Source organism: uncultured Campylobacter sp., assembly GCF_938039245.1.
Lineage (GTDB): Bacteria > Campylobacterota > Campylobacteria > Campylobacterales > Campylobacteraceae > Campylobacter_A.
In genome coordinates this window covers 26,252-45,699 of record NZ_CALHVN010000001.1, presented here as the reverse complement: position 1 = coordinate 45,699, position 19,448 = coordinate 26,252, and the positions used below count along the sequence as shown (strand labels likewise).

27 protein-coding genes are annotated in these 19,448 nt (G+C 46.5%); 26 read left to right on the top strand and 1 reads right to left on the bottom strand.

Going from position 1 to position 19,448, the window contains the following annotated elements:
* From Q0218_RS00290 to Q0218_RS00235, 12 genes are all read left to right on the top strand, one after another.
* The coding region (locus Q0218_RS00290) for a DNA cytosine methyltransferase (protein ID WP_297965208.1) at nt 1-275 on the top strand (275 nt) is incomplete at its 5' end.
* A gap of 2 nt (nt 276-277) precedes the next feature.
* Complete coding sequence (locus tag Q0218_RS00285; protein ID WP_297965207.1) at nt 278-562, top strand: hypothetical protein; 285 nt, start codon at nt 278-280, stop codon at nt 560-562.
* A 109-nt stretch (nt 563-671) separates the two neighbouring features.
* Nucleotides 672-1,538 (top strand): helix-turn-helix domain-containing protein, encoded by an 867-nt coding sequence (locus Q0218_RS00280; protein ID WP_297965206.1) that lies wholly within the window; start codon nt 672-674, stop codon nt 1,536-1,538.
* Nucleotides 1,538-2,182, top strand: coding sequence for a DUF6475 domain-containing protein (locus tag Q0218_RS00275; RefSeq protein ID WP_297965205.1), 645 nt, complete (start codon nt 1,538-1,540; stop codon nt 2,180-2,182). The genes Q0218_RS00280 and Q0218_RS00275 overlap by 1 nt, the downstream gene beginning before the upstream one ends.
* 162 nt (nt 2,183-2,344) lie before the next feature.
* The gene (locus tag Q0218_RS00270) at nt 2,345-2,737 is read left to right on the top strand and encodes a VRR-NUC domain-containing protein (protein WP_297965204.1); all 393 of its coding nucleotides are present in this window, start codon (nt 2,345-2,347) and stop codon (nt 2,735-2,737) included.
* Entirely contained in the window at nt 2,737-3,279 is a 543-nt protein-coding gene (locus Q0218_RS00265) for a hypothetical protein (RefSeq protein WP_297965202.1), read from the top strand. The genes Q0218_RS00270 and Q0218_RS00265 overlap by 1 nt, the downstream gene beginning before the upstream one ends.
* Complete coding sequence (locus tag Q0218_RS00260; protein ID WP_297965200.1) at nt 3,266-4,561, top strand: terminase family protein; 1,296 nt, start codon at nt 3,266-3,268, stop codon at nt 4,559-4,561. Before Q0218_RS00265 ends, Q0218_RS00260 begins: the two co-directional genes overlap by 14 nt.
* A 49-nt stretch (nt 4,562-4,610) precedes the next feature.
* Nucleotides 4,611-4,880, top strand: a complete 270-nt coding sequence (locus Q0218_RS00255) for a resolvase (RefSeq protein WP_297965199.1) — start codon at nt 4,611-4,613, stop codon at nt 4,878-4,880.
* Nucleotides 4,870-6,450, top strand: coding sequence for a phage head-tail adapter protein (locus Q0218_RS00250; protein WP_297965198.1), 1,581 nt, complete (start codon nt 4,870-4,872; stop codon nt 6,448-6,450). The genes Q0218_RS00255 and Q0218_RS00250 overlap by 11 nt, the downstream gene beginning before the upstream one ends.
* On the top strand, nt 6,431-6,613 hold the full coding sequence (locus Q0218_RS00245; protein WP_297965197.1) for a hypothetical protein: 183 nt from the start codon (nt 6,431-6,433) through the stop codon (nt 6,611-6,613). Before Q0218_RS00250 ends, Q0218_RS00245 begins: the two co-directional genes overlap by 20 nt.
* On the top strand, nt 6,606-7,205 hold the full coding sequence (locus tag Q0218_RS00240; RefSeq protein ID WP_297965195.1) for an HIT family hydrolase: 600 nt from the start codon (nt 6,606-6,608) through the stop codon (nt 7,203-7,205). Before Q0218_RS00245 ends, Q0218_RS00240 begins: the two co-directional genes overlap by 8 nt.
* Before the next feature lie 10 nt (nt 7,206-7,215).
* Nucleotides 7,216-7,608, top strand: a complete 393-nt coding sequence (locus tag Q0218_RS00235; RefSeq protein ID WP_297965193.1) for a hypothetical protein — start codon at nt 7,216-7,218, stop codon at nt 7,606-7,608.
* On the opposite strand, the gene Q0218_RS00230 is transcribed toward Q0218_RS00235, so the two are convergent.
* A complete protein-coding gene (locus Q0218_RS00230; RefSeq protein WP_297965192.1) occupies nt 7,602-7,925 on the bottom strand; it encodes a hypothetical protein in 324 nt (107 codons plus the stop codon). The two genes, Q0218_RS00235 and Q0218_RS00230, sit on opposite strands and share 7 nt — an antisense overlap.
* Nucleotides 7,926-7,977: 52 nt before the next feature.
* Here Q0218_RS00230 and Q0218_RS00225 point away from each other — a divergent pair, with 52 nt between their 5' ends.
* From Q0218_RS00225 to Q0218_RS00160, 14 genes are all read left to right on the top strand, one after another.
* Nucleotides 7,978-9,183: a hypothetical protein gene (locus Q0218_RS00225; RefSeq protein ID WP_297965190.1), complete on the top strand. Its 1,206-nt coding sequence runs from the start codon at nt 7,978-7,980 to the stop codon at nt 9,181-9,183.
* Nucleotides 9,180-12,302, top strand: a complete 3,123-nt coding sequence (locus Q0218_RS00220; protein ID WP_297965189.1) for a hypothetical protein — start codon at nt 9,180-9,182, stop codon at nt 12,300-12,302. Before Q0218_RS00225 ends, Q0218_RS00220 begins: the two co-directional genes overlap by 4 nt.
* 169 nt (nt 12,303-12,471) lie before the next feature.
* The gene (locus Q0218_RS00215; RefSeq protein ID WP_297965187.1) at nt 12,472-13,455 is read left to right on the top strand and encodes a DUF5309 family protein; all 984 of its coding nucleotides are present in this window, start codon (nt 12,472-12,474) and stop codon (nt 13,453-13,455) included.
* A gap of 2 nt (nt 13,456-13,457) precedes the next feature.
* Entirely contained in the window at nt 13,458-13,838 is a 381-nt protein-coding gene (locus Q0218_RS00210) for a hypothetical protein (RefSeq protein ID WP_297965186.1), read from the top strand.
* The gene (locus Q0218_RS00205; protein WP_297965184.1) at nt 13,835-13,972 is read left to right on the top strand and encodes a hypothetical protein; all 138 of its coding nucleotides are present in this window, start codon (nt 13,835-13,837) and stop codon (nt 13,970-13,972) included. Before Q0218_RS00210 ends, Q0218_RS00205 begins: the two co-directional genes overlap by 4 nt.
* Entirely contained in the window at nt 13,969-14,955 is a 987-nt protein-coding gene (locus Q0218_RS00200; RefSeq protein ID WP_297965182.1) for a hypothetical protein, read from the top strand. The genes Q0218_RS00205 and Q0218_RS00200 overlap by 4 nt, the downstream gene beginning before the upstream one ends.
* Entirely contained in the window at nt 14,955-15,653 is a 699-nt protein-coding gene (locus Q0218_RS00195; RefSeq protein WP_297965180.1) for a hypothetical protein, read from the top strand. Before Q0218_RS00200 ends, Q0218_RS00195 begins: the two co-directional genes overlap by 1 nt.
* Before the next feature lies 1 nt (nt 15,654).
* Nucleotides 15,655-16,257, top strand: a complete 603-nt coding sequence (locus tag Q0218_RS00190; protein ID WP_297965178.1) for a hypothetical protein — start codon at nt 15,655-15,657, stop codon at nt 16,255-16,257.
* A gap of 82 nt (nt 16,258-16,339) precedes the next feature.
* Nucleotides 16,340-16,738, top strand: coding sequence for a hypothetical protein (locus Q0218_RS00185; protein WP_297965176.1), 399 nt, complete (start codon nt 16,340-16,342; stop codon nt 16,736-16,738).
* Nucleotides 16,735-16,992, top strand: a complete 258-nt coding sequence (locus tag Q0218_RS00180) for a hypothetical protein (protein WP_297965174.1) — start codon at nt 16,735-16,737, stop codon at nt 16,990-16,992. Before Q0218_RS00185 ends, Q0218_RS00180 begins: the two co-directional genes overlap by 4 nt.
* A gap of 92 nt (nt 16,993-17,084) precedes the next feature.
* Entirely contained in the window at nt 17,085-17,420 is a 336-nt protein-coding gene (locus Q0218_RS00175) for a phage holin family protein (protein WP_297965173.1), read from the top strand.
* The gene (gene nrdD / locus Q0218_RS00170) at nt 17,410-17,592 is read left to right on the top strand and encodes an anaerobic ribonucleoside-triphosphate reductase (RefSeq protein WP_297965171.1); all 183 of its coding nucleotides are present in this window, start codon (nt 17,410-17,412) and stop codon (nt 17,590-17,592) included. Before Q0218_RS00175 ends, nrdD begins: the two co-directional genes overlap by 11 nt.
* Nucleotides 17,567-17,977 (top strand): DUF5675 family protein, encoded by a 411-nt coding sequence (locus Q0218_RS00165; RefSeq protein WP_297965169.1) that lies wholly within the window; start codon nt 17,567-17,569, stop codon nt 17,975-17,977. Before nrdD ends, Q0218_RS00165 begins: the two co-directional genes overlap by 26 nt.
* A gap of 2 nt (nt 17,978-17,979) precedes the next feature.
* The gene (locus Q0218_RS00160) at nt 17,980-19,443 is read left to right on the top strand and encodes a hypothetical protein (protein WP_297965167.1); all 1,464 of its coding nucleotides are present in this window, start codon (nt 17,980-17,982) and stop codon (nt 19,441-19,443) included.
* Nucleotides 19,444-19,448: the final 5 nt, after the last annotated feature.

The window sequence follows — 19,448 nt, the reverse complement described above, 5'->3', positions numbered from 1 at the left end:
CACTATTGACGGCCAAGAACAATCAAGAAACGCCCAAAGTTATTCAAAGGTCAAATAGCTTTGAGCAAAATAATCTCCTAAGAAGCGAGCGCATACGCAAGCTCACGCCTAGAGAGTGTTTACGCTTGCAAGGATTTCCCGAGAGCTTTAAAATCGTAGTGAGCGATACGCAGGCGTATAAGCAAGCGGGCAACGCGATGAGCGTAAACGTCGTAAAAATGATTTTCGAGCGGATAAAGCTCGCAAAAAATAAAGATTTTAGGCTAGGAGCGTAAAAATGATCGCCCAAACATCATTAAAAGCATATCGCGCCATAAAGCCGTTTCTAAACGGTAAACGTGCGCAGGTATATGAGTGTTTTAAACTGCATCCAAACGGCGCAACACGGCAAGAAATAGCGCGCTGGTACGGCGAAATATATAAATTCAAAGAGTGCGGCGTATGCGGTCGCGCAAACGAACTGATAGAGCGAGGTTACTTGATCGTAGTCGGCACTAAAAAAGACGCCGTTACGGGGCATAGCGCGGAAATTTTAAAAGCCGTCGAGAGGGTAGCGCGATGAAACTCTTAACCTTGATAATTGGGATAATTTTGAGCTTTTTGGCGGTTTGTTTTTTTGCGTCGGCCGTGTTTGCGTGGCTGACGGTTGAGAAAATTAAGGGGGATGAGGAATGAACGAAAAACTTAACAACGGCTACGCGATATGCCCCAATAGCTGGATATTCGATAAGCGCATACAAAAAATGTTGCCTTTGCTACTTCTTATCTCGTCGCTATCGGCGAAAGAGGGGTATTGCTATGCCTCAAACCAATACCTAGCGGAGAAATTCGGCACTACTCCCGAGACGATCTCACGCCAAATAACCAAGCTCAAAGAATGCGGCTACATAGAAACGCAAGACGATAAATTTGGGGCGGTAGTAACAAATCGTAAAATCAGACTGATAGCTCTTGAAAATCTCAATCAACCGCCGTTGACGAAAACGTCAACCGCGAATGACGAAAGTATCAACGCCGTTGACGAAAACGTCAATGGCCGTTATCAAAACAATCAACCGCCGATTGACGAAAACGTCAACCGCATTAATAGGTTGAATAATACAAGCTTTAAAAATACAAGCCATGATAATTACAAGCTAGGAAAATTACAAGCCTTTAAGGGGGAGCACGCGCAAACGCAGGAGCGCAAACCGCAGATAATCGAACCAGAAATCTTAGAAATCTCCGTTAGTAGTTTTGCTTTGCCGAAAGAAACGCACTTTAGCAAGCTTGACGAGGGCTACAAGAAGCGACTGCAGCTATTCATCGAAGCTAAACGGCGCGATGACCCAGGCCTAATGAGCGCGGATGAGTTTTTCGAGGCCTTGCAGTGCAAGAGTAGCTACAAATACCTGAACTTTGCCGTAGCCTACTCGCGATGGACCGCAAAAGACAAAAAGACCGCGCCGGCAAACCGCGGGGGGTATAGCCCGACGGCCAATATGCAACGCACGATGCAAAGTATGCGGGAATTTTTAGAGGACGAAAGGATAAACTGATGAGCAAGACCGAGTTTTTAGAGATATTTGCGCCCTTGATGGACTACTTCAACGCAAATTTAAGCAAGAGTGCGCTTATGCTTTATTTTGACGAATTAGGGTGCTTCAGCCGCGAGGAATTGCTAAGAGCTAGGCGCGAGATACTGCAAACCAGAGTATATCAATCGATGCCAAAAATAGCCGAATTTTTAGAAATTTTAGAGGGCAGCATCGAGGATAAGGCAAGGCTGGCGCTCGATCAACTGACCTACGCTATCGGGAAGCACGGCCCGAATAAAAATGTGGTATTTGAGGACAAAACCATAATGACCGTCGTAAAAAATAACGGGGGATGGGAGAAAATTTGTAACCTTGAGGGCAAGGATTGGGATAATTTTAGAAAATTCGAGTTTGAGAAACAATACAAGACCTACATCAAAACCCCGCACCAAGCTCCTGAAATTTTGCTCGGTTGGGCCACTAAGAAGAATGGACAAGACGGCTATCAGACGCAAAACGACCCAGTGTATTTCGTAGGCAATGAATATAAAGCCCCGATGGCCCTAATAGCATACGAGCAGGAAAAACAAAAAGAGGCTAAAGCTATTCAAAACAAACCCGCGCTTAGCGCTTTGTTAAGCGGCATAAATAAGGCGGCGGTATGAAACTAGAATTTAGGCCGAACGACAGAGGAAACTTTTACGACGTGGCGCGAATAGACTTTGAAAGCGGAGAGGTTGAAATACTCGTCGCAGGCGGCAAGGAGTGCGCAAGAGGCTAAGCGAGGGCGAGCTAAGAATAAAAGGCGAGCAAGGGAGTTTGTTTTGATGCCACCAAAATACGAAAACACCCTAGCGTATGCAAAAGCGACGGGGCAAGTGCCGCTAGAGGATTGGGAGATGAAATTCTTTGCCGGCTGGCTAAAAAGAAATAATCTAAAATTTACTCACGTAGCAAACGAAAGAGTAGCTAGCGTGCAATACAAAAAGAAACTAAAAGCCATGGGAACTAGCGCAGGCTTTCCTGATATGCTGGTATTTTTGCCGAGCAAGATAGTTTTCGTCGAGATGAAGCGCGCAAAGAAAAGCCTAAGCAGGGTATCAGACGAGCAAGAGGGTTGGATAGATACTATCAACTGCTACGGATATGCAAAGGCGAAAGTTTGTTACGGCTCGGGCGGGGCGATAGATTTTATTAAGAGCGAGATGGGGAGAAGATAGTGGCAAAAATAACAAACGAGATAAAAGAGAAAATTTTAGCAGATTTTCATACTGGCAAATTTAGTCAAAGAGAGCTGGCGAAAAAATACAACGCGTCAAAGACTACAATTGCGAATTTGACGAAAGGGCTAAGCCCGAAAAATGACCGCTTAGTTGAGGCGCAAATATCGCTTTTGTCGGCACAAAGTAGTTTAACGACTACGGAAATGACCGCAATTATGACCGCGGCCAAAGATGAAGCGTATAACCGTGGGCTGATTTTTAATGCCACGCAAAAAAACCTAGCCAAAATAACCCAAATGCTAGACAAAAACACCAAATACGAAAAGGTGGGCGTCGGCGACGGGGTGCAAAATTTCGAGCCGGTGGAGCTAAACGCGAACGACTATAAGGCGCTACAAGACGCGATAGATAAAGCCAGCCTAACGCTTGGCGTAAATCAAAGAGCCGCAAACACTACGATCAACAACGCAAACGTGCAGCAAAGCGAAGAAACCAAAATCGTGATAGAGAGGCGGGAGCTGGCGGATGAGCGAGATTAAACTCAATCTAAAATACGCTCCTTGGCAGCGAGAGGTATTTTTTGAGAATGGCGCGAAATTTACCACAATTGAAAAAGGCAGGCGTTGCGGCTTTACGAAAGGTATGGCGAACGCTTGTATCGAGTGGCTACTAGAGGGCAAAAAGATACTTTGGGTCGATACGGTGGCGGGAAACTTGCAAAGATACTACGAGCGATATTTTTTGCCCGAACTCAAACAGCTTCCAAAAGAGCTTTGGAAATTTCACGCGCAGGATAAAAAGCTTACGATAAACGGCGCGTATCTTGATATGAGATCGGCAGAACGTCCCGAAAATATCGAGGGTTTCGGCTATGACATCGTAGTGTTGAACGAGGCCGGCATCATCCTAAAAAACGCCTATTTGTGGGACAACGCTATACGCCCGATGTTGCTTGACTATCCGACGTCGCGCGCTTTTATCGGTGGAGTGCCAAAGGGGAAAAATAAGTTTTTCGACCTAGCCTCGCGCGGGATGAGAAACGACAAAGACTGGGTAAATTTTCAAATCTCCAGCTATAAAAACCCGATGCTACGCCACGGCGAGATAGACGAGCTAATCGCAGAGCTAGGCGGAGCGGATAGCGACGTAGTGAGGCAAGAGATATACGGCGAGTTTTTAGACACGACGACAAATGCGCTTTTTTCGCTATCGATGATAGAAAATTCTTTTAGCGCGGCGTGGGATTTTAACGGCAAGGCTATGGGCGTTTGGGGGCTTGACGTGGCGCGCGACGGAGATGATGAAAGCGTACTTTGTCAAAGAGAGGGCTACCGTGTAAAAGGTTTTGAGGGCTTTAGGATAACAAGCGTCACGGGGCTGGCAAGAGAAATATACGGACGCTACGAGCGCGCGCAAAATAAGCCCGAGGTTATATTTATCGATACGATAGGCGTAGGCGCCGGGGTATACGACACGCTTTGCGATCTGGGATTGCGTAGCGTCGTAAGAGAGGCAAAAGCGAGCTTTAAGGCTACCGACGAGCGCAGATATGCAAACAAGCGCGCGGAGATGTATTTTTCCTTGCGCGAGGCTTTTTCTATGCTATCTATGGGCGCAAACGAAAAAATCAAAAGACAACTACAAATGATCGAATACGAATACGATAGCAAAGAAAGATATTTGATACTCCCAAAAGACGCCATTAAAAAAGAATACGGGGTAAGCCCCGATTACGCGGACGCTTTAGCGCTCACGTTTTTTGACAAGATCGCCCCTAAATTCAAAGCCGAGCGCTCGCGAGACGATGATTTTGGGTGGTAAGAATAAGAAAATGGCAAAAACGGCGCGTTTTTCCCAAAATAGGGTAGATTTGACACTGCAAGTCGAGTATATTTACGAACGGATAGACCCTGGTCTCATACGTCAAATAGCCGCGCTAGACGATGAGGCGATCAAGCTATCGGTTGCGGCGATGATTTGCGAATGGACCAAAGGCGTGCGAGTGGTGCCGACAAAACAACACAAAGTAAGATTTGCGAGCGCGCTCAAAGCAAAAGGCGTTGGAATGCGCCGCGTGTGCGAACTTACGGGGATTAGCAAAAATACGTATTATAGATTGGAGGGCAAAGATGGAAGATAGAGCGGGCTACTTGGATGAGCTACGGCAGATTGCGATTAATGGCTACGAGCGGTATAAACCCGCATTCGATAAGCTAAACGACGCGTATTTGCTGGTGCTGGAGCCTGAAATTTTACAGAGTTTAAAGGATAGAAACAAAAGCAAAAACTACATACCAAAGCTAAATTCAAAAGCCAAAAGGATTTACGACGGGCTAACGGAGACGTATTTTAACAACGATAGATTTGCCAAACTAGAGCCGTATATCAACTCTACGGACGACGTGATAGACAAGTGGCAAGAGGCGCTAGACCACTACTGCGAGCGCATAAATTTGTATAAGGTTTTTGCGCCGATATTTTTAAAAGCGCCGTTTACCGCAACGTCGGCAGTGAAAGTATACTGGGAAGACAATGAGGCAAGGATAGAGGAGATAGAGCTTTGCGATTTGTATTTTGACCCAAGCGCAAGAGATCTAAACGATATTCGCTTCATCGTGCATAAAATCTACCTAACGAGCGAGGACGTAAAAGAATTCCTAAAAAATGAAGTTTTCAAGATAGAAACGCCCGAAACGTTTGAGGACAAAAAACCGTACGAACGCTTTGAACTGTACGAAATATACGAACTCAAAGGCAAAGAGTGGCAAGTTAGCACCATATACGAAAATAACATACTAAGAGATGCCGTCAAGCTAAAAGACGGCCAACCGTTCGTGTTTGGGTATATGCTCCCGCAAGTTAGGGGCAAAAACGACGAGGATTATATCTGCGCTTACGGCGAGCCTGCCCTTGCCTCGATGCTGCCGTTGCAAGACGAGCTAAACGTAACCAGAAACTCCGTAACCGATGTCGTGAGAACGCACGTGTCGCCTAAAGTGATCTTTAACCGCTCGGCTAGCGTATCGCGCGCGGACTTAGAAAAGGTGGGCGAGCCGGTATTTACCGAGGGCGCCGCGGACGTAAAAATAGTGCCGCCCGGCGACATCGGTGCAGCAATGACCGCTTTGCAAACGATAGAAAACGAGATGAGCGAGGTTAGCGGCGTATCTCCCCAACAAAACGGCGCGCCTACTACGAGGAAAGAAACGGCTACTATGGCCTCCATAATGGCAAACGAGGGTAGCGTGAGACTGCAAGGCTACATCAGAACCTATAATGAGACCTTTTTTGAGCCTATCTTTGAAAGGCTGGCGTTTCTCGTGTGGAAATACGGCGACCCGATATTTTTCGCGGGTTTTAACCGCGGAGAAGTGCCGAGCTTTAACGTAAATTTAAACACGGGCATAGGCGCGCTAAACAAAGAGGTGCAAAAAAGGTCGCTAATGGACGCGGGGCAAATAATCGGCGCGCAGTTTGGGATGTGCTTGCAAGTAGGCGATCAAATAGGCGCGGAGAAGATGAAAGAGGCGAACAAAAAGCTTTTGCTTGAACTTTTGCCGCTTTACGGTATCAAAGACGCGCGTAATTTTATAGGAGAGGAGGATAGTTTAAATGTTGCCACAAATGAGAATGCGCCTATACCGGGACAAATTGGCGGAGTATGGGACGCGGCGGGAGCTGGCGGAGCTTATGAACAAGGAGGCTTTTAGGAAATTTATAGAGCATATCTGCGCACTTTATACGCAAAACTTAAACGTCGCGGAAAACGAGACGCTGAAAAAGAGAGCTAGGCTGGGGGCTATGGGAAATTTAAAACTTCTCGATAGTCTTTTTGACGTATTTGACAACTACAAGGAGAACGAAAATGACTGAGAATGATGCAATAGAGGCGCTAATGGGCGCATTTGACGAAGGGCAAGATACCGCAAGCGAGCCGCAGGAAGTAGCGCAAGAAACAAGCGAAGCACCCGTAGCCCAAGCGCCGAAGGAGACGCCAAAAAACGAGGAAGCTACGCCCAAAGAGAGCGCGCCCGCTGTAATGACGCCCGAGCAACAAGCAATGCTTGAAAGTATGGGACTAGGCGACATAGGGCAGATCAAAGAGCAATTAGCGCAGTTTCAAGCCGCGCAAGCAGCAGCCGCAGAACAAGCTAGGCAGCAGGAAATTTTTAGCAAGAACTCCGCCGAGTTTAAAAAAGATTTCCCGACGATAAAGCTAGAGGAGCTAGGCAAATTTGCCGACGAAAACGGCTTTATGCCGCTGCTGGGCGAAAACTACGACGGCTGGAAAGCAGTCGCAAAAGCGATGATAGGCCTAGCCAAAGTAAGCGGCGAACCTGATCCTATCATCGGCAGCAACAGGGGCGCGGGCGGAGTAAGCGCGTTTGAGCGCGTAAAAAAGGGCGAGAACGTAAGCGACATCGAGCTAGGCGCTGAGATTTTAAAATCAGCAGGAATGCTATAAGGAGGGGAAAATGGGATTTGGACTTGATACGGGCGCTTGGGCCACAGATAGCCTAAAAAGAGGACTTAGCTATGGCGCTGCGGCGGCAAATTCGGCGGCGAACGACGGCGGTTTTGACTTTATGGGGCTTTTAAAGAGCGCGGGCAGTTGGCTAGGAGATAGCGACGCGGCGGGAACGCCTAACTGGATGAACGCGCTAGGAATGGCGGGCAATATGTACTCGGGCATAGCGCAACAACAGGCGGCTAAAAACTTGATGAAGCAGCAAAAGGCTGCGTTTGATTTCAATAAAATGCTATCCGAGCGGCAGATTTCAAGGGAGAATGAGGCCAATCAAAATCTACTCAACGCATGGAACTCGTCCGCTTTTAGTAAGCGCAAAGACGAGGATGAGGGCTATTGATTTATCGTGGCGTTGTCATCGCTAGTCGCAATAGTCACGTTTTCGTCGTTTGATACGGCGACTTCGTCCGAGCCTGCGTCGTCGCTGCTAAAGGCATTTGATATGGCTTTAGCGCCCGAAACCAGCAGGCCTAATCCTAGCACGACGCCCGTAGTGATAAGCCCGTTTTGGTTGCTGACGTCATGAAAAAGCGAGTCGTCGTTTATGTATTTTTCGCCGCTGGCGGCGTTTAACCCTGCTTGTATAAAGCTTGTTTGCTCGCTAGCGGCGCAGCCGAGGATAGACAAGCAAAGGGCAATAGATAGGCAATATTTCATAAATAATCCTTTTTGGGATTATAGCGTATTTTACAATTTAAGGAGCAAAAAGGTGGCGTACTTTAACCCAAATAGAGTAGATTTCAACTACAACACGAACATGATAGATGCAGTCGGAGCGGTCGGACGCTCCCTTTGGGACATATACAAAGAAAACGTAGCGAAAAACCAAAATCAGATGAAAATCAACGAAACTATGCGATCAAATTTGGCTAGCGAGGCGTTAACCGGGGCAAGAGACGCCGAAACGGCTAGGCACCACGCCGAAACCGAAAGAGAGACGGCGAACGATAACGCCTTTAATAGGCAGTTTAAGCAAAGCGAGCTAGGTATAAAGACCGATCAATGGCAAAAAGATTATGATTTGCGTCAAAAACAACTAAATGAAAATATCGCTCTAAGAAAACAACAAATGGCCGAAAACGCCGCTTTTAGAAATGCGATGTTGCAAGATAGAAAAGACGCGAGAGAGGCCAAGCTAACAGCAGCCGATGCGGGAGCGATGCCGACCGTCGGCGGAATAAGCGCAAGTGCGCTAAATCCAAAAGATTTTTTCGAGACGAATAAAGACAATAAGCAGTTTGCCGCAATGTTCGGCGGGCTTGACGAAAACACCGGGGCGATAGACTACGCAAGAGCCGCACAGAATTTTGTTAATTACGTAACTACGAATAGGACCTGGGGCAAAAACATTACGGATAAGCTAAACAAAGACGATAACTTCGATAAAGAGATGACGGGGTTATCGGAGGGCACGGACAAGTTGGGACAAGCGGGCGAGGAGTTTGCCAAATACGGCAAACCGCTAGATAGCTACGACGGCTGGGGCGATAGGGTTTTAGATTGGTTCGCGGAAAAAGCGGGGGTAGATAACGGCTCGCAATCAGCGCAAAATTTAGCCCAAATACTAACCAATACGGGCGTACAGCTTACAAAACTGGGGCGCGCCGATAGAGAGATACAAGACCTTACAAAAGAAGTCGGAATAAAGCTTAACGGCGCAATCTTTGATAACGATACGGCATTAAAAGCCGAAAGGTTAAACAACAGAATATTTAACATCGAAATAAGCTCGCTAAGAACGAAACGAGACGCGACGAAAGACGGTTATCAAAGATACGCGATAAACTCCAAAATCAAAGAGTTGGAAGTCCAAAGAGACAAGATAAGCGATGCGATACTAGGCAAAACTAAAATACCCAAAAAATACACTGCCGAAACGGCGGACGAATTTGTAAGAAGCGGAGAATACGAATGAGACCTTTAACCCAAGATGAACTAAATCAAGTAGGGCAAAGATACCCACTAACGCCTCAAGCGAGGGCGCAAATGATAGGTTTTGAAAAAGAGGACGCGCCTATCGAACCTCAAATTTTACCCCTTAGCTTAAATCCGATGAAAGCGGCCGCTACGATAGCGGCGGATACGGTAGGCAGAGGCATCGGACCTAGGGACGACTATAAAAATGATTTAGCTCAAGCCCAGGGCGCGGACGATGTGAGAAGCGTAGTAAATAATTCCGTCTCGAAGCTTGAGAATTCACACCTGATATTCGGCGATAGAGATAAAATTTTAGCTCAAAAAAACGAGCTTTTTAGAAATATAAACGCCCAACTGGCTCAAAACAACCAGGGCGAGCTCGTAACGCACAAAAAGAGCGGGCAGGTATTCTTAAGGCGGGGCGAGGATTTAACCCCGCTCGACGACGGAATGATAAAACAGATCGGTCGCGGTATAAGGGATAACGTTTGGTCATTAGTGGGTGCTGCCGCAAGCGTAAAAAGTGGAGCGGGCTTTAAAAATAATCTAGTACGCGGTATGATAGGTACGTCTGTCGGCGGTTACGCCGACTACGTAGCAAATAGCGACTATGTCGGCAGAGAACTCGACGCAAAAGAGGCGCTAGCCAAAATGGGCGAGGACGCGCTACTATCTGCGGCAGGCGATACCATAATAGGAGGAGCGATCAGGGGCTATCAAGGCACGAAAGGGCTGATAAACGAGGCTAAAGATAAAGCCGCCCAAGCAACGCAGAAGCTAAAAATGAGCGGCGAAAACGTAAAAGAAAAAGTAGCCGATATGACCCATCCGCTAAAAGACGTAACCGCAAAAACCGACATCCCTATTTACGACCACGTTAGAACCGGAAACATAAGGGGTGCGGAAGCTAACGTAGCCGACTTTGGCGCAGATTTATCCATAGATGAGCAAAGAGCGCTTAGAGAGCTTATGGAAATATACACCCCGCAGGGTACTAACGCCAACGTAAAGCTAAGCGAACTAGCTCAAGGCGCAAAACACATAAAAGAAAACTCGGCCACGCCCGAAATTTTAAGAGGAGTAGCGAGTAAAGCCGAGGAGGCGGCGCAAAATTTAGCGTCTAAATTCGCCGACGAGGACACGGCCGCGCGTCAAAGGTTGGTATTTGCTAAGGCTAGGGCCGACGAGAAACACATAAACGAATTTAACGGGCTTATAAAAGAAAGCCCAGAATTTGCTAAGAAATACGCCGACATCCTGGGTGACGATACGCGCAGGTTTATCGACGAGATCGGAGCGAGCGGAGAACGCACGGGCGATGAAGTGGGAGATATACTAGGCGAATACGTAAAAAGAATCAAAGACGATTATGCAAAGACTACGAGTGAGGTAAAAAATGCGATAAACACAAACGGCGTAAAACTAGACGAAAGACTGATAAGATCGGCAGCCGAGGATGTTAAAACCTACATCAAATCTCAAACCGACTTATCTCCCGTAACCAATAGAATCTTAAAGGTTTTGGATGACGGAGCGGATGCCGAAGCGTTATTTGAGGCTAGGCACGCCGTAAATAGCTTAATAAGACAAGCCGACTATAAGCCGACGAAAGACAAACTAATAAGGCTAAAACAAAGCCTAGACGATGGGATATTTGCAAGCACGGGCAAAAGCGGCATGGAGCTGGAAAGGCTAAAAAATAGCCTTTATGACGCCGACGTCAAATACTCGCAAATGAAGCGCATAGAGGACGATTCGCTTTATGAAGGGATACAAAAAGGTACCACAAAAGAGCTAACGCAAGCCAAGTTGGATAAGAAATTTAGAAACACCAACGGCAAGCTAAACGAATATTTGTCAGGACTTGACGCGCCCAGCAGAGAAAGGCTGGAGATCGAGGCGATAAAAAATACGCTGGAGAGAAATATCAAAGAAACGATGGGCGGCAAAAGGGTGGTGGATTACTCGGGGATGTTAAAAACGCTAAAAGATAATCCGAACTATAAAAGCGAGGCGGCTAAGAAAGCTATCGAGATAACCGAAAAGATGAATAAAATCCACGGGCTCGATCATACCCTTGCCGATGCTTTTAAGGCGCCTAAAGACCCTAAACTCCAGCAAGGCCTCAGTCATAACGTAGCCGTGAGATACTTGACTATGGCGGCAAACAGGGCCGTGCAAAATACCGTTAAATTCCTGCCGTTTTTGCAGATGGGAAAGACCGCAGCGTCAAGACACGCTATATACAATGCCGTGATGAGTTCGTCAAGCGCGCGAGAACTGGGCGAAAAGCTATCAAAGGCCGCGATGAATAAAGATATACCCGTTAGCGAAAAAATAGACATCATCGAGATGGCTAAGGCGCAGTTTAAATTTAGCAATGAGTTAGATAAGGCTAAGGCGGATGGGATAGTCAAAGAAGCTGCCGAGCAAGGAAGTAAGCTAGAGCAAGCAGAAGCAAAACAAGAAGTCGTAAAGGGCGAGGGCTGGACGATGAGAGAGGGTAAGCTTACTTACCTAGATCAGGTTAAATTTGAGCTTGACGACGTACTAAAAGATCAAACGGGTATAGACGCCGTAACTACTTCGCTGGCTTGGCTAAAATCACAACATCCCGAAATGCATAAAAATAAGAGGGCGATAAAAGAGCTGATAGAATACGTGCTGGATAGGCCGAGCGTAGTAAAAAGCGGTAAAAGCGAAAATAGCGTATATTTAGGCAAAGCAGACGATAATAAGATGAAAGACATAGTAATAGACAAGAGCGATAAAAAAATCATACATGCAAATCGTAGAAGAATGAATGCGGAAGAAAGAGGCCAATGGCAGGGTCGCCCACCATCCCTGCACACCGATACTAAGCCGGCAGGGGCGAATGGTGCAAATGCACGTTCATTGACCGCTGATAGTATTATATCACAAAATCCCGCCGATCGTCTAGTAGAAAAGATAATAGAACTAGACGATGCCGAAAAAATCGGCAATATGCTAAGAAAAACCATCATCAGCAAAGACATCTCTACAAAAACGAAGCTTGCGGCGATCAATGCGGCAAAAAGGCGACTAGTCGCTATAACTGCCAAGAATACGCAAAAAGACGATAAAAAGCAAAAATAAAAGGGCGGATAAATCGCCCTTACTCTGCTAGATTTAATAAAATTTTTCCGATTTTCCCCAAATTGTGTATATTTTGACACTATTTATCTCCAATATGCCCCAAAACTAGGTAGATTTGACACTGCCACCTACGCGATAATCGCTCTAAACCATACGAAAAGGAGCAATTATGGCAATCACTACTACGGGTTATCAAACCCCCGCAACCTCAAGAGAAGGGCTAAAACCTTCGGTCTATGACAAAATCATTTTAATAGGACCGGACGAAACGCCGATACTAAGTATGATCGGTACGTCTGAAGTCAAAGGCATAGAGCATAGCTGGCTAACCGATACGCTAGCGGCACCGAAAAAGAACGCGCAACTAGAGATCAGCGACTTTGACGATACGAGAAAAAGCACCGTTCAAAAAACGTCAAACGCAACGCAAATCTTCACTTCGCCCGTTAGCGTGTCAAGAAGTATGCAAGCCGTGGCTACGTACGGCGGCAAAGAACTCCAGCGCGAGGTAACGAAAAGAGCCAAAGAGCATAAACTGGATATGGAGTATGCGCTATTTGGGCTAGGTCGCCACGCAAACGCAAAACAATCCGTATTTATGCCGCCTGCAGTAAGAACCGATACGACGGCGGGCGAAATGGCGGGCTTGTTTTACTACGTCGCCAAAGGCGCTGCTAGCTGGAGCGGCGGCAAAAGAGGAAACGTGGTAGCTTTTGATAGCACGAACAACTGGAGCGGAACCGAGACGCAGCTAACCGAGGAGATACTATCAAACCTGCTTCAAAATATCTGGGATGCGGGCGGAAAACCTAAGGACGTATTCGTGGGCGCGGGGTTAAAACCTGCGATAAATCGCTTCGCTACTAGGCAATTCGGTAACGAAAAAGCCATAAACTCTAGCGTAGTTAGCCTAGACACCGATTTTGGTAAAGTAAATTTTAGGCTACACCGCTTCTTGTCTCAAAAATTCGGACTAGGCGACGTGCTTATCGCGGGGGATTTTGAGTATATGAAAAACGGCCTGCTCGTGCCGACGGAGCTAAAAGACGTTACTACGTCAAAAACGGCTATACAAAAGAGATACTACACCGAAGGCTGCCTAGAAGTTAGAAATGCCGACGCATTTGCGATCGGAGTCGGACTAAAGGCGTAAAAATGCGCTGCCAAGATGCAAAAAAAATCTTGAAATTCAAGTGCGTCGGGGATAAGAAAGTCCCCGATGACGAAACGTTAAGCGACGTGTTTTTCGAGGCTATGCTATACGTGGCGAATAAATGCATACCAAACGAGCTTTTGCGTAGCATAGAGAGCAACGAGCGGGTATATCGAAACGTGGACCAAAACGCATTTTTGACCTACCCCGATCGTCCGAATTTTAACGACCCCGACGAACATCTTATGATAGACGAGACGCTTATGTACGCCGTCATTAACGAAGTGGCGTTTTTACTAAATCAAGATACTTACTATCGCACGCTAGCCCTTGAAATCATCGCGGACTACAACGCCAACTACGGAAAGGAGTACGGGCTATGAATAGAGATTTGTTTCCCGCGATCTTAAGTGCGCGGGTTTTAGCTACGGTCGATTTGCTAGCCTTTTTTAAAGAGGCGGGCGAATTCTTTGCAAATACGACGAAAACTATCAAAGAAAGCGGACTAATCAAATGACAAGCATATACGAACTAAAAATGGGCGCGGAAAAACTAGAAGCGCTAAAATTTCTACTATCTCAAATCAAAGACCTAGAGGCTGCCGTAAAAAGCATAGACGTAAGCGAGCTACGCGAGTTTCGCTATCTAGCACAGAAGATGCAAGGGTTAGAGAGCGATGTAGCAAAATCAAAAGAGTTAATCGAAAAAGCTAAAAACGACCTAGAGCCGTTAGCGGCCGACGTAGAGCGCGTAGGTAAGGCCGCCAAAGACGAGATAGACATAAAAGCTCAAACCTTTAACGCCTCGCTAGCTAGGAAAGCGGAGGAGTTTGAACAAATTAAGTCTAACTTTGAGAGCAAATACGCGGAGTTAGCCGCGCTAAAAACCAGGATAGAGGACGCGCTAAAATCCGTATCATCGCCTATCGACGATACGACCGCGGCGGAGAATAAAACGTTTTCTAGTAAAAAGATAGAGGATACCTTTGCTAAAAAAAGCGAGGCCGCGGACGTTTCTACGCTAGCTACTAAAGAGGAGCTAAATGCAAAGATAGGCGAAACCAGAGCAAATGAGCTAATAACGGCAAAGACTGCAAATTTGGCTAATAAAACAGAGCTAAACGCGAAGCTAGACGCTGCGACATATAACTCGGAAAAGGCAAACTACGCCCTAAAATCACAGCTAAGCTCTTATGCTAGCAAGAGCGAACTAAGCGTGTATACGGCGGCTAAAAACTTTTACGGCAACACGATAGATTTTAGTACGGGAGTAAATTTTACCGCCCAGAACATAAGCGGGCAAATAAAAGCTAGCATGCGAAGCGGCGGACAAAGTGGTCTAGTGTATATAAGCAACGCAAGCGGCGTGACGGGATTTTCGGACGACTTTGTTATCCTTAATCCCGCCGAGGCGACGTATAGCCAAGGATACGTATTTTTTAGCTATTTCGTGCGACCGACGGATAATAAAATCCTAATCTCGTTTATAAAGGCGCAGTAATGTTAAAAGGAGCGTTTTTTTTCGGTAGCGTAAGCGCGCCGTATCCCGAGCATACGACGATAGCAAACGAGGGAGGAATAATGAAAATAACGTGGGGTAAAAATATCCCCGCGAATTTTACCTCAAGCTATAAAAACTACGTCCAAAATCCCGGCTACCATAAAAACAGACTAGACTTTAGCAAAGTAGAAAACATCGGGTCTAATAATTTTAACGATGCGCCGTCTTTCGGAGCCGTTTGCACGGACGGGATGTTAAATCTAAGCTCCTTGCAGACGCTGGGGGCTAACTGTTTTAATAATCTAGGAGGAAATTTAAAAGAGTTAAATATGCCAAAAACGCAGACTATATCGGGTTGCTTTAATTCTAATACGCTAACAAAGATAGTAGCGCCGGAATTAACGCAAGTAAGCAATAGATGTTTTAGCGATATAACGACGATTTTTCCTAACGGCGTACGCGCTCCTTTATCGGGAGGGGTAACGTTTGAAAAGCTGGAAACGATTTCGGGTTCCGGGTCTTTTTGTAACGTGGATAGGATAAGCTCTTACCGTATGAACGCGTTAAGGAATATCGGCGCGAATAACTTTTTAAACTCGAACCCTAGCTGGGTTAGCATAAGTCATTATTACGATAGCGCAAGCAGGCAAAACCTAGCTAACTCTATCGGCGAGAGTAAAATCAAATACGGATACTAAGATGAACCTAACCATAAAACAAAAACTAACCGTAGCGCGTAATTTCGCGGTTGAAATCCCCGTCGAAATTTTGCACTTTTTCATCGTGCCGATAGCATTGCTAGCCTGCGACGAAAAAAGCGAAAATTTGCCCAAATGGGCGGCGTGGTTTGACGACCCGGACTACGGCATCAACGGAGACGACGGCTGGAGGGGCGAGCATTTCCCAAACGGCAAGAATAGGACGTACTGGGCGCGCCTTTGCTGGTTGTACAGAAACCGCATAGGAAATTTCAGCGCAAAGTATCTGGGCGTCAGAGTCGAGGACATAGACGCAAACAGCGTGCGCGCGATCGGCGATACGCTAGCGACCTACAACAAAGGGCAAAAATCTACCTTTTGCCTAGTGACCTGCAAGATGAAAGACGGACGCGAGCGTTTCGGGTATTACCGCGAGATACGCTACGGGCAGTCTAAATGGTATTGTAGGATTTATTTAGGCTGGAAGTTGATGGACGTCGTAGGTATGCGCGAGGATAACAAGCATACGTATATGGACGAGAATGATAAAAAGATACTACAAACGGTTTGGGCGATCAATCCCGTAAAGAGGATAAAACAATGAAACCGTCAACAAAGAAATTCGCACTGATCGCAGCTACTATCTTGCTCGCCGTCATCGCAATAAATTTGCTGAAAGGAGCGTGATGAATTTCCTAATCGCGAACAAACTTTGGCTGATCGTAATCGGCGCTCTTGTGGGCGTAATGCTGGGGCTTGGGGTTGAAATTTGGAAATTAAAGAGCGACGTCGAGGACGCAAAAGCCGGGCTTGCCCAGGCACAAAAAGAACTCGCTATAAAAGAAGCAAATTTGCAAATCTCGGCTGCAAATCTTTCCGAGTGTAACCTGCGTATAGATTTGCAAAACGCTAAATTTGAAGCGTTGGAGACAAAAAAGCAAAACGCCATCAAAGAAGCCAAACAAGCAAAAGCGAGATTTGAAAAACTAGCCGCGCCCGCTAAAGACGCGCAGTGTCAAGAAAAACTGAAATTTTACGAGGATACGGCGAGCGTAGCGGCTAAGGCATTTAAGGGGGAAAGATGAGAAATACTCAAACCTTATGCGTGCTAGTTTGCACGCTAATGCTAGCCGGGTGCGCGGGCAAAGAGCCGCAAGTCATCGTCCGTACGGAGTATCAAGAGGTAAAAACGCCCGTAGCTTGCATAAAGCGCGAGGATTTGCCTACGCCGCCCGAATACGACCCAAACGATCCGCAGACGTTTAAAGAGCTTATGGAGTACGCCGTAGCGGCGGATAGGCTTTTGAAAGGATGCGTGGATGAGCGAGCTGGTAATTAAAGCTAAGAAATTTTGGCTAAGCAAAAAAGCTGTTATCGAGATCGTTTTGTCAATCTTGCTAATGTGGCTAGTCACGATGTAAGAGGACAATAATGGACAACGTAATAGAGGAGATAGGGCTTTATTTTTGGGTTATTTTGGTGGGGCTAGTAGGCGGACTGCTAAATCTAGCAAATAGCAAGAAAAAGGGCGCGCAAAGGCTCATAAACGCGTTAGTAGGCACGGCAAGCTCGATGTTTGTATGCTGGCTAGCCTATGAGGCTACGTTTTATTTTACGCAAGCGCCAAAGTTTTCGCTAGCCGTCGGCGGATTTTTTGCGTGGAGAGGGGCGGAGTGGGCGACTGCGATGATAGATAAAGCCGTAGAAAAAAAGATAGAAACTATGGGGGGAAACAAATTTGACGAGTGGGGAAGCGATGAGCGATAACGAAATCTTAGACGCTCTACGAACAAAGCGCACTAAATGCGTGGTGTATACCCGCGTTATGGGCTATCATCGCCCGGTGGAGAGCTTTAATATAGGCAAGACCGGAGAACATAGAGAAAGGGTGAAATTTAAAGAAAGGAGACAAAATGAAGCTAATAGTAAAACGCTATAAAGACATCAGTGACGGAACAATCGGTAAATTTGAGCTGATAGAGGGAAACGAGGTAGTGCTAAAAGGCTATACGCTAGAGCCCGCGGGCGAGGATACTACGGCGCGCGGGAAAGACAAGAGAATACCTGCGGGGCTTTACGACGTAGCGTGGCATACAAGTCCGAAATTTGGCAAAGTCCTACCCCTGCTACATAATAAGAACGTACCTAAAGATCGCTTTATCCTTATTCACTCCGGCAATTATCCAAAAGACACGGAGGGCTGCATATTGCTAGGGCGCAAGGCGTGCGACGAGGGAGTGCTAGAGAGCAAAGCGATGCTGGCAGAATTTTTGAGACTAGCAAGAGGGAAAGAATTAAGCGTGGAGATCATTAATAAAGGCTAGTAATGAACTTATACTACGACAAAACCTTTATCATAGATAGCGCGTTTACCCTGCAAGCGGCATACACTGGCGAAAACGGCGAGGAGATAAGATTTAATCCCGAGTACGACGACGTATTTGTCGCTTTTACGAATACCGAAAACGACGTCGGTTTTTACGCCACGGGCGTAGGCGCGATCAGAGGAAACGAGATATTGGTGCGGTGCGGTAGCGAAATATGGCAAAACGCGCCTAGCGGGTTTTTCAAAAACGACATCAGCGACATATACGGCTACGGCGGCGTTTGGCACGCGTATAGCGTATGGATAAGAAACAAAAATAACGACAAATACTGCGTTTTGCGCGGTAAAGCGAAATTAGTAAAAGGAGCGGATATGAGGGCTAATTTGGTGCCTGATTATTGGGCGGTGCGTCCAAATACGGGCGGCAACGGCGGAAATAACGGGGGGAATAATAATAGCGGCGGTAACGCGGGTAGCGGAAGCGGCGGAGACGTAAACGTATGGGATCACCTAACCGAGCTTGAAAAGATTATCGAGGATTACCTAAAGAAAGAGTACACCTTTGATAACGTTAATTTACGCGATAAGCTCAAAGGCGTCATTAAGGACATAAAAGAGCTAAAAACCGAAGTAAAGGCCGTAAACGACAAGATACAAGCTATCGTTACGAACAAGGACGTCGCCGTAACCACGGACAACGAAGCGCTAGCGCAGGCTATCAAACAGATAAACGCGAAATTCGGCGAAATAACATCTAGCATAAACGAATTAAAACAGAGCTACGCTAGCAAAGACGAGGCTTTGGCGCAAAAATTCGAGGAGCTAAAGGCTACTTTGCCTAACGCCGATAATCTCTCTACGCAGATAATGAGGAACGTGGAGACTAAGATAAATAGCGCCGTAGACGGTAAAACAAGCTCTATAACAAGCGATCTAAGCAGGCTAAGCGCGTCCGTAAGCGGACAAAACGTAAAAATAGACAATGCCTCGACTATCGCTACGCAAGCTAGAGATTACGCCGCGCGCGTAAAATCGGTCGTAACCGATAGCAGAGGAAGGATAACGGGCTGGAGCTACGGCGACGGCAGCAATCAGCAGTCTAAATTTGAGATAAACGCCGATAACTTCAGGATAACCGATAGCCTAAGAAGCTTAACGCCGTTTGAAATATCGGGCGGCAAGATAAAATTCGGCGCGGACGTGAGCTTTGACCAGCTAAAGCAAACCAACACGATAATCAAAATAGAGCGATACGAAAATAACGCATCAAGCAACAAGACGATATACGCCAATTTCAGCTCAAGCTCGAACGCCTGCATAGTGCTTTGGGGAAATTCAGACGGCAGCAAAAGCGGGGTTAGCTTTTTAGGCCGCAACGGTTACGGCAGTTTTCACGGCTCGTTCGTTATGCCGCCAAATACCGCGGCGATAATGCTTTATCTAAATCAAGAAGCCTTAAGATAGGAGGG

Coding starts and splice junctions, on each gene's coding strand:
- Q0218_RS00285 (WP_297965207.1), top strand. CDS start 278: ATGATCGCCCAAACATCATTAAAAGCATATCGCGCCATAAAGCCGTTT.
- Q0218_RS00280 (WP_297965206.1), top strand. CDS start 672: ATGAACGAAAAACTTAACAACGGCTACGCGATATGCCCCAATAGCTGG.
- Q0218_RS00275 (WP_297965205.1), top strand. CDS start 1,538: ATGAGCAAGACCGAGTTTTTAGAGATATTTGCGCCCTTGATGGACTAC.
- Q0218_RS00270 (WP_297965204.1), top strand. CDS start 2,345: ATGCCACCAAAATACGAAAACACCCTAGCGTATGCAAAAGCGACGGGG.
- Q0218_RS00260 (WP_297965200.1), top strand. CDS start 3,266: ATGAGCGAGATTAAACTCAATCTAAAATACGCTCCTTGGCAGCGAGAG.
- Q0218_RS00250 (WP_297965198.1), top strand. CDS start 4,870: ATGGAAGATAGAGCGGGCTACTTGGATGAGCTACGGCAGATTGCGATT.
- Q0218_RS00245 (WP_297965197.1), top strand. CDS start 6,431: ATGAACAAGGAGGCTTTTAGGAAATTTATAGAGCATATCTGCGCACTT.
- Q0218_RS00240 (WP_297965195.1), top strand. CDS start 6,606: ATGACTGAGAATGATGCAATAGAGGCGCTAATGGGCGCATTTGACGAA.
- Q0218_RS00235 (WP_297965193.1), top strand. CDS start 7,216: ATGGGATTTGGACTTGATACGGGCGCTTGGGCCACAGATAGCCTAAAA.
- Q0218_RS00230 (WP_297965192.1), bottom strand. CDS start 7,925: ATGAAATATTGCCTATCTATTGCCCTTTGCTTGTCTATCCTCGGCTGC.
- Q0218_RS00220 (WP_297965189.1), top strand. CDS start 9,180: ATGAGACCTTTAACCCAAGATGAACTAAATCAAGTAGGGCAAAGATAC.
- Q0218_RS00215 (WP_297965187.1), top strand. CDS start 12,472: ATGGCAATCACTACTACGGGTTATCAAACCCCCGCAACCTCAAGAGAA.
- Q0218_RS00210 (WP_297965186.1), top strand. CDS start 13,458: ATGCGCTGCCAAGATGCAAAAAAAATCTTGAAATTCAAGTGCGTCGGG.
- Q0218_RS00205 (WP_297965184.1), top strand. CDS start 13,835: ATGAATAGAGATTTGTTTCCCGCGATCTTAAGTGCGCGGGTTTTAGCT.
- Q0218_RS00200 (WP_297965182.1), top strand. CDS start 13,969: ATGACAAGCATATACGAACTAAAAATGGGCGCGGAAAAACTAGAAGCG.
- Q0218_RS00195 (WP_297965180.1), top strand. CDS start 14,955: ATGTTAAAAGGAGCGTTTTTTTTCGGTAGCGTAAGCGCGCCGTATCCC.
- Q0218_RS00190 (WP_297965178.1), top strand. CDS start 15,655: ATGAACCTAACCATAAAACAAAAACTAACCGTAGCGCGTAATTTCGCG.
- Q0218_RS00185 (WP_297965176.1), top strand. CDS start 16,340: ATGAATTTCCTAATCGCGAACAAACTTTGGCTGATCGTAATCGGCGCT.
- Q0218_RS00180 (WP_297965174.1), top strand. CDS start 16,735: ATGAGAAATACTCAAACCTTATGCGTGCTAGTTTGCACGCTAATGCTA.
- Q0218_RS00175 (WP_297965173.1), top strand. CDS start 17,085: ATGGACAACGTAATAGAGGAGATAGGGCTTTATTTTTGGGTTATTTTG.
- nrdD (WP_297965171.1), top strand. CDS start 17,410: ATGAGCGATAACGAAATCTTAGACGCTCTACGAACAAAGCGCACTAAA.
- Q0218_RS00165 (WP_297965169.1), top strand. CDS start 17,567: ATGAAGCTAATAGTAAAACGCTATAAAGACATCAGTGACGGAACAATC.
- Q0218_RS00160 (WP_297965167.1), top strand. CDS start 17,980: ATGAACTTATACTACGACAAAACCTTTATCATAGATAGCGCGTTTACC.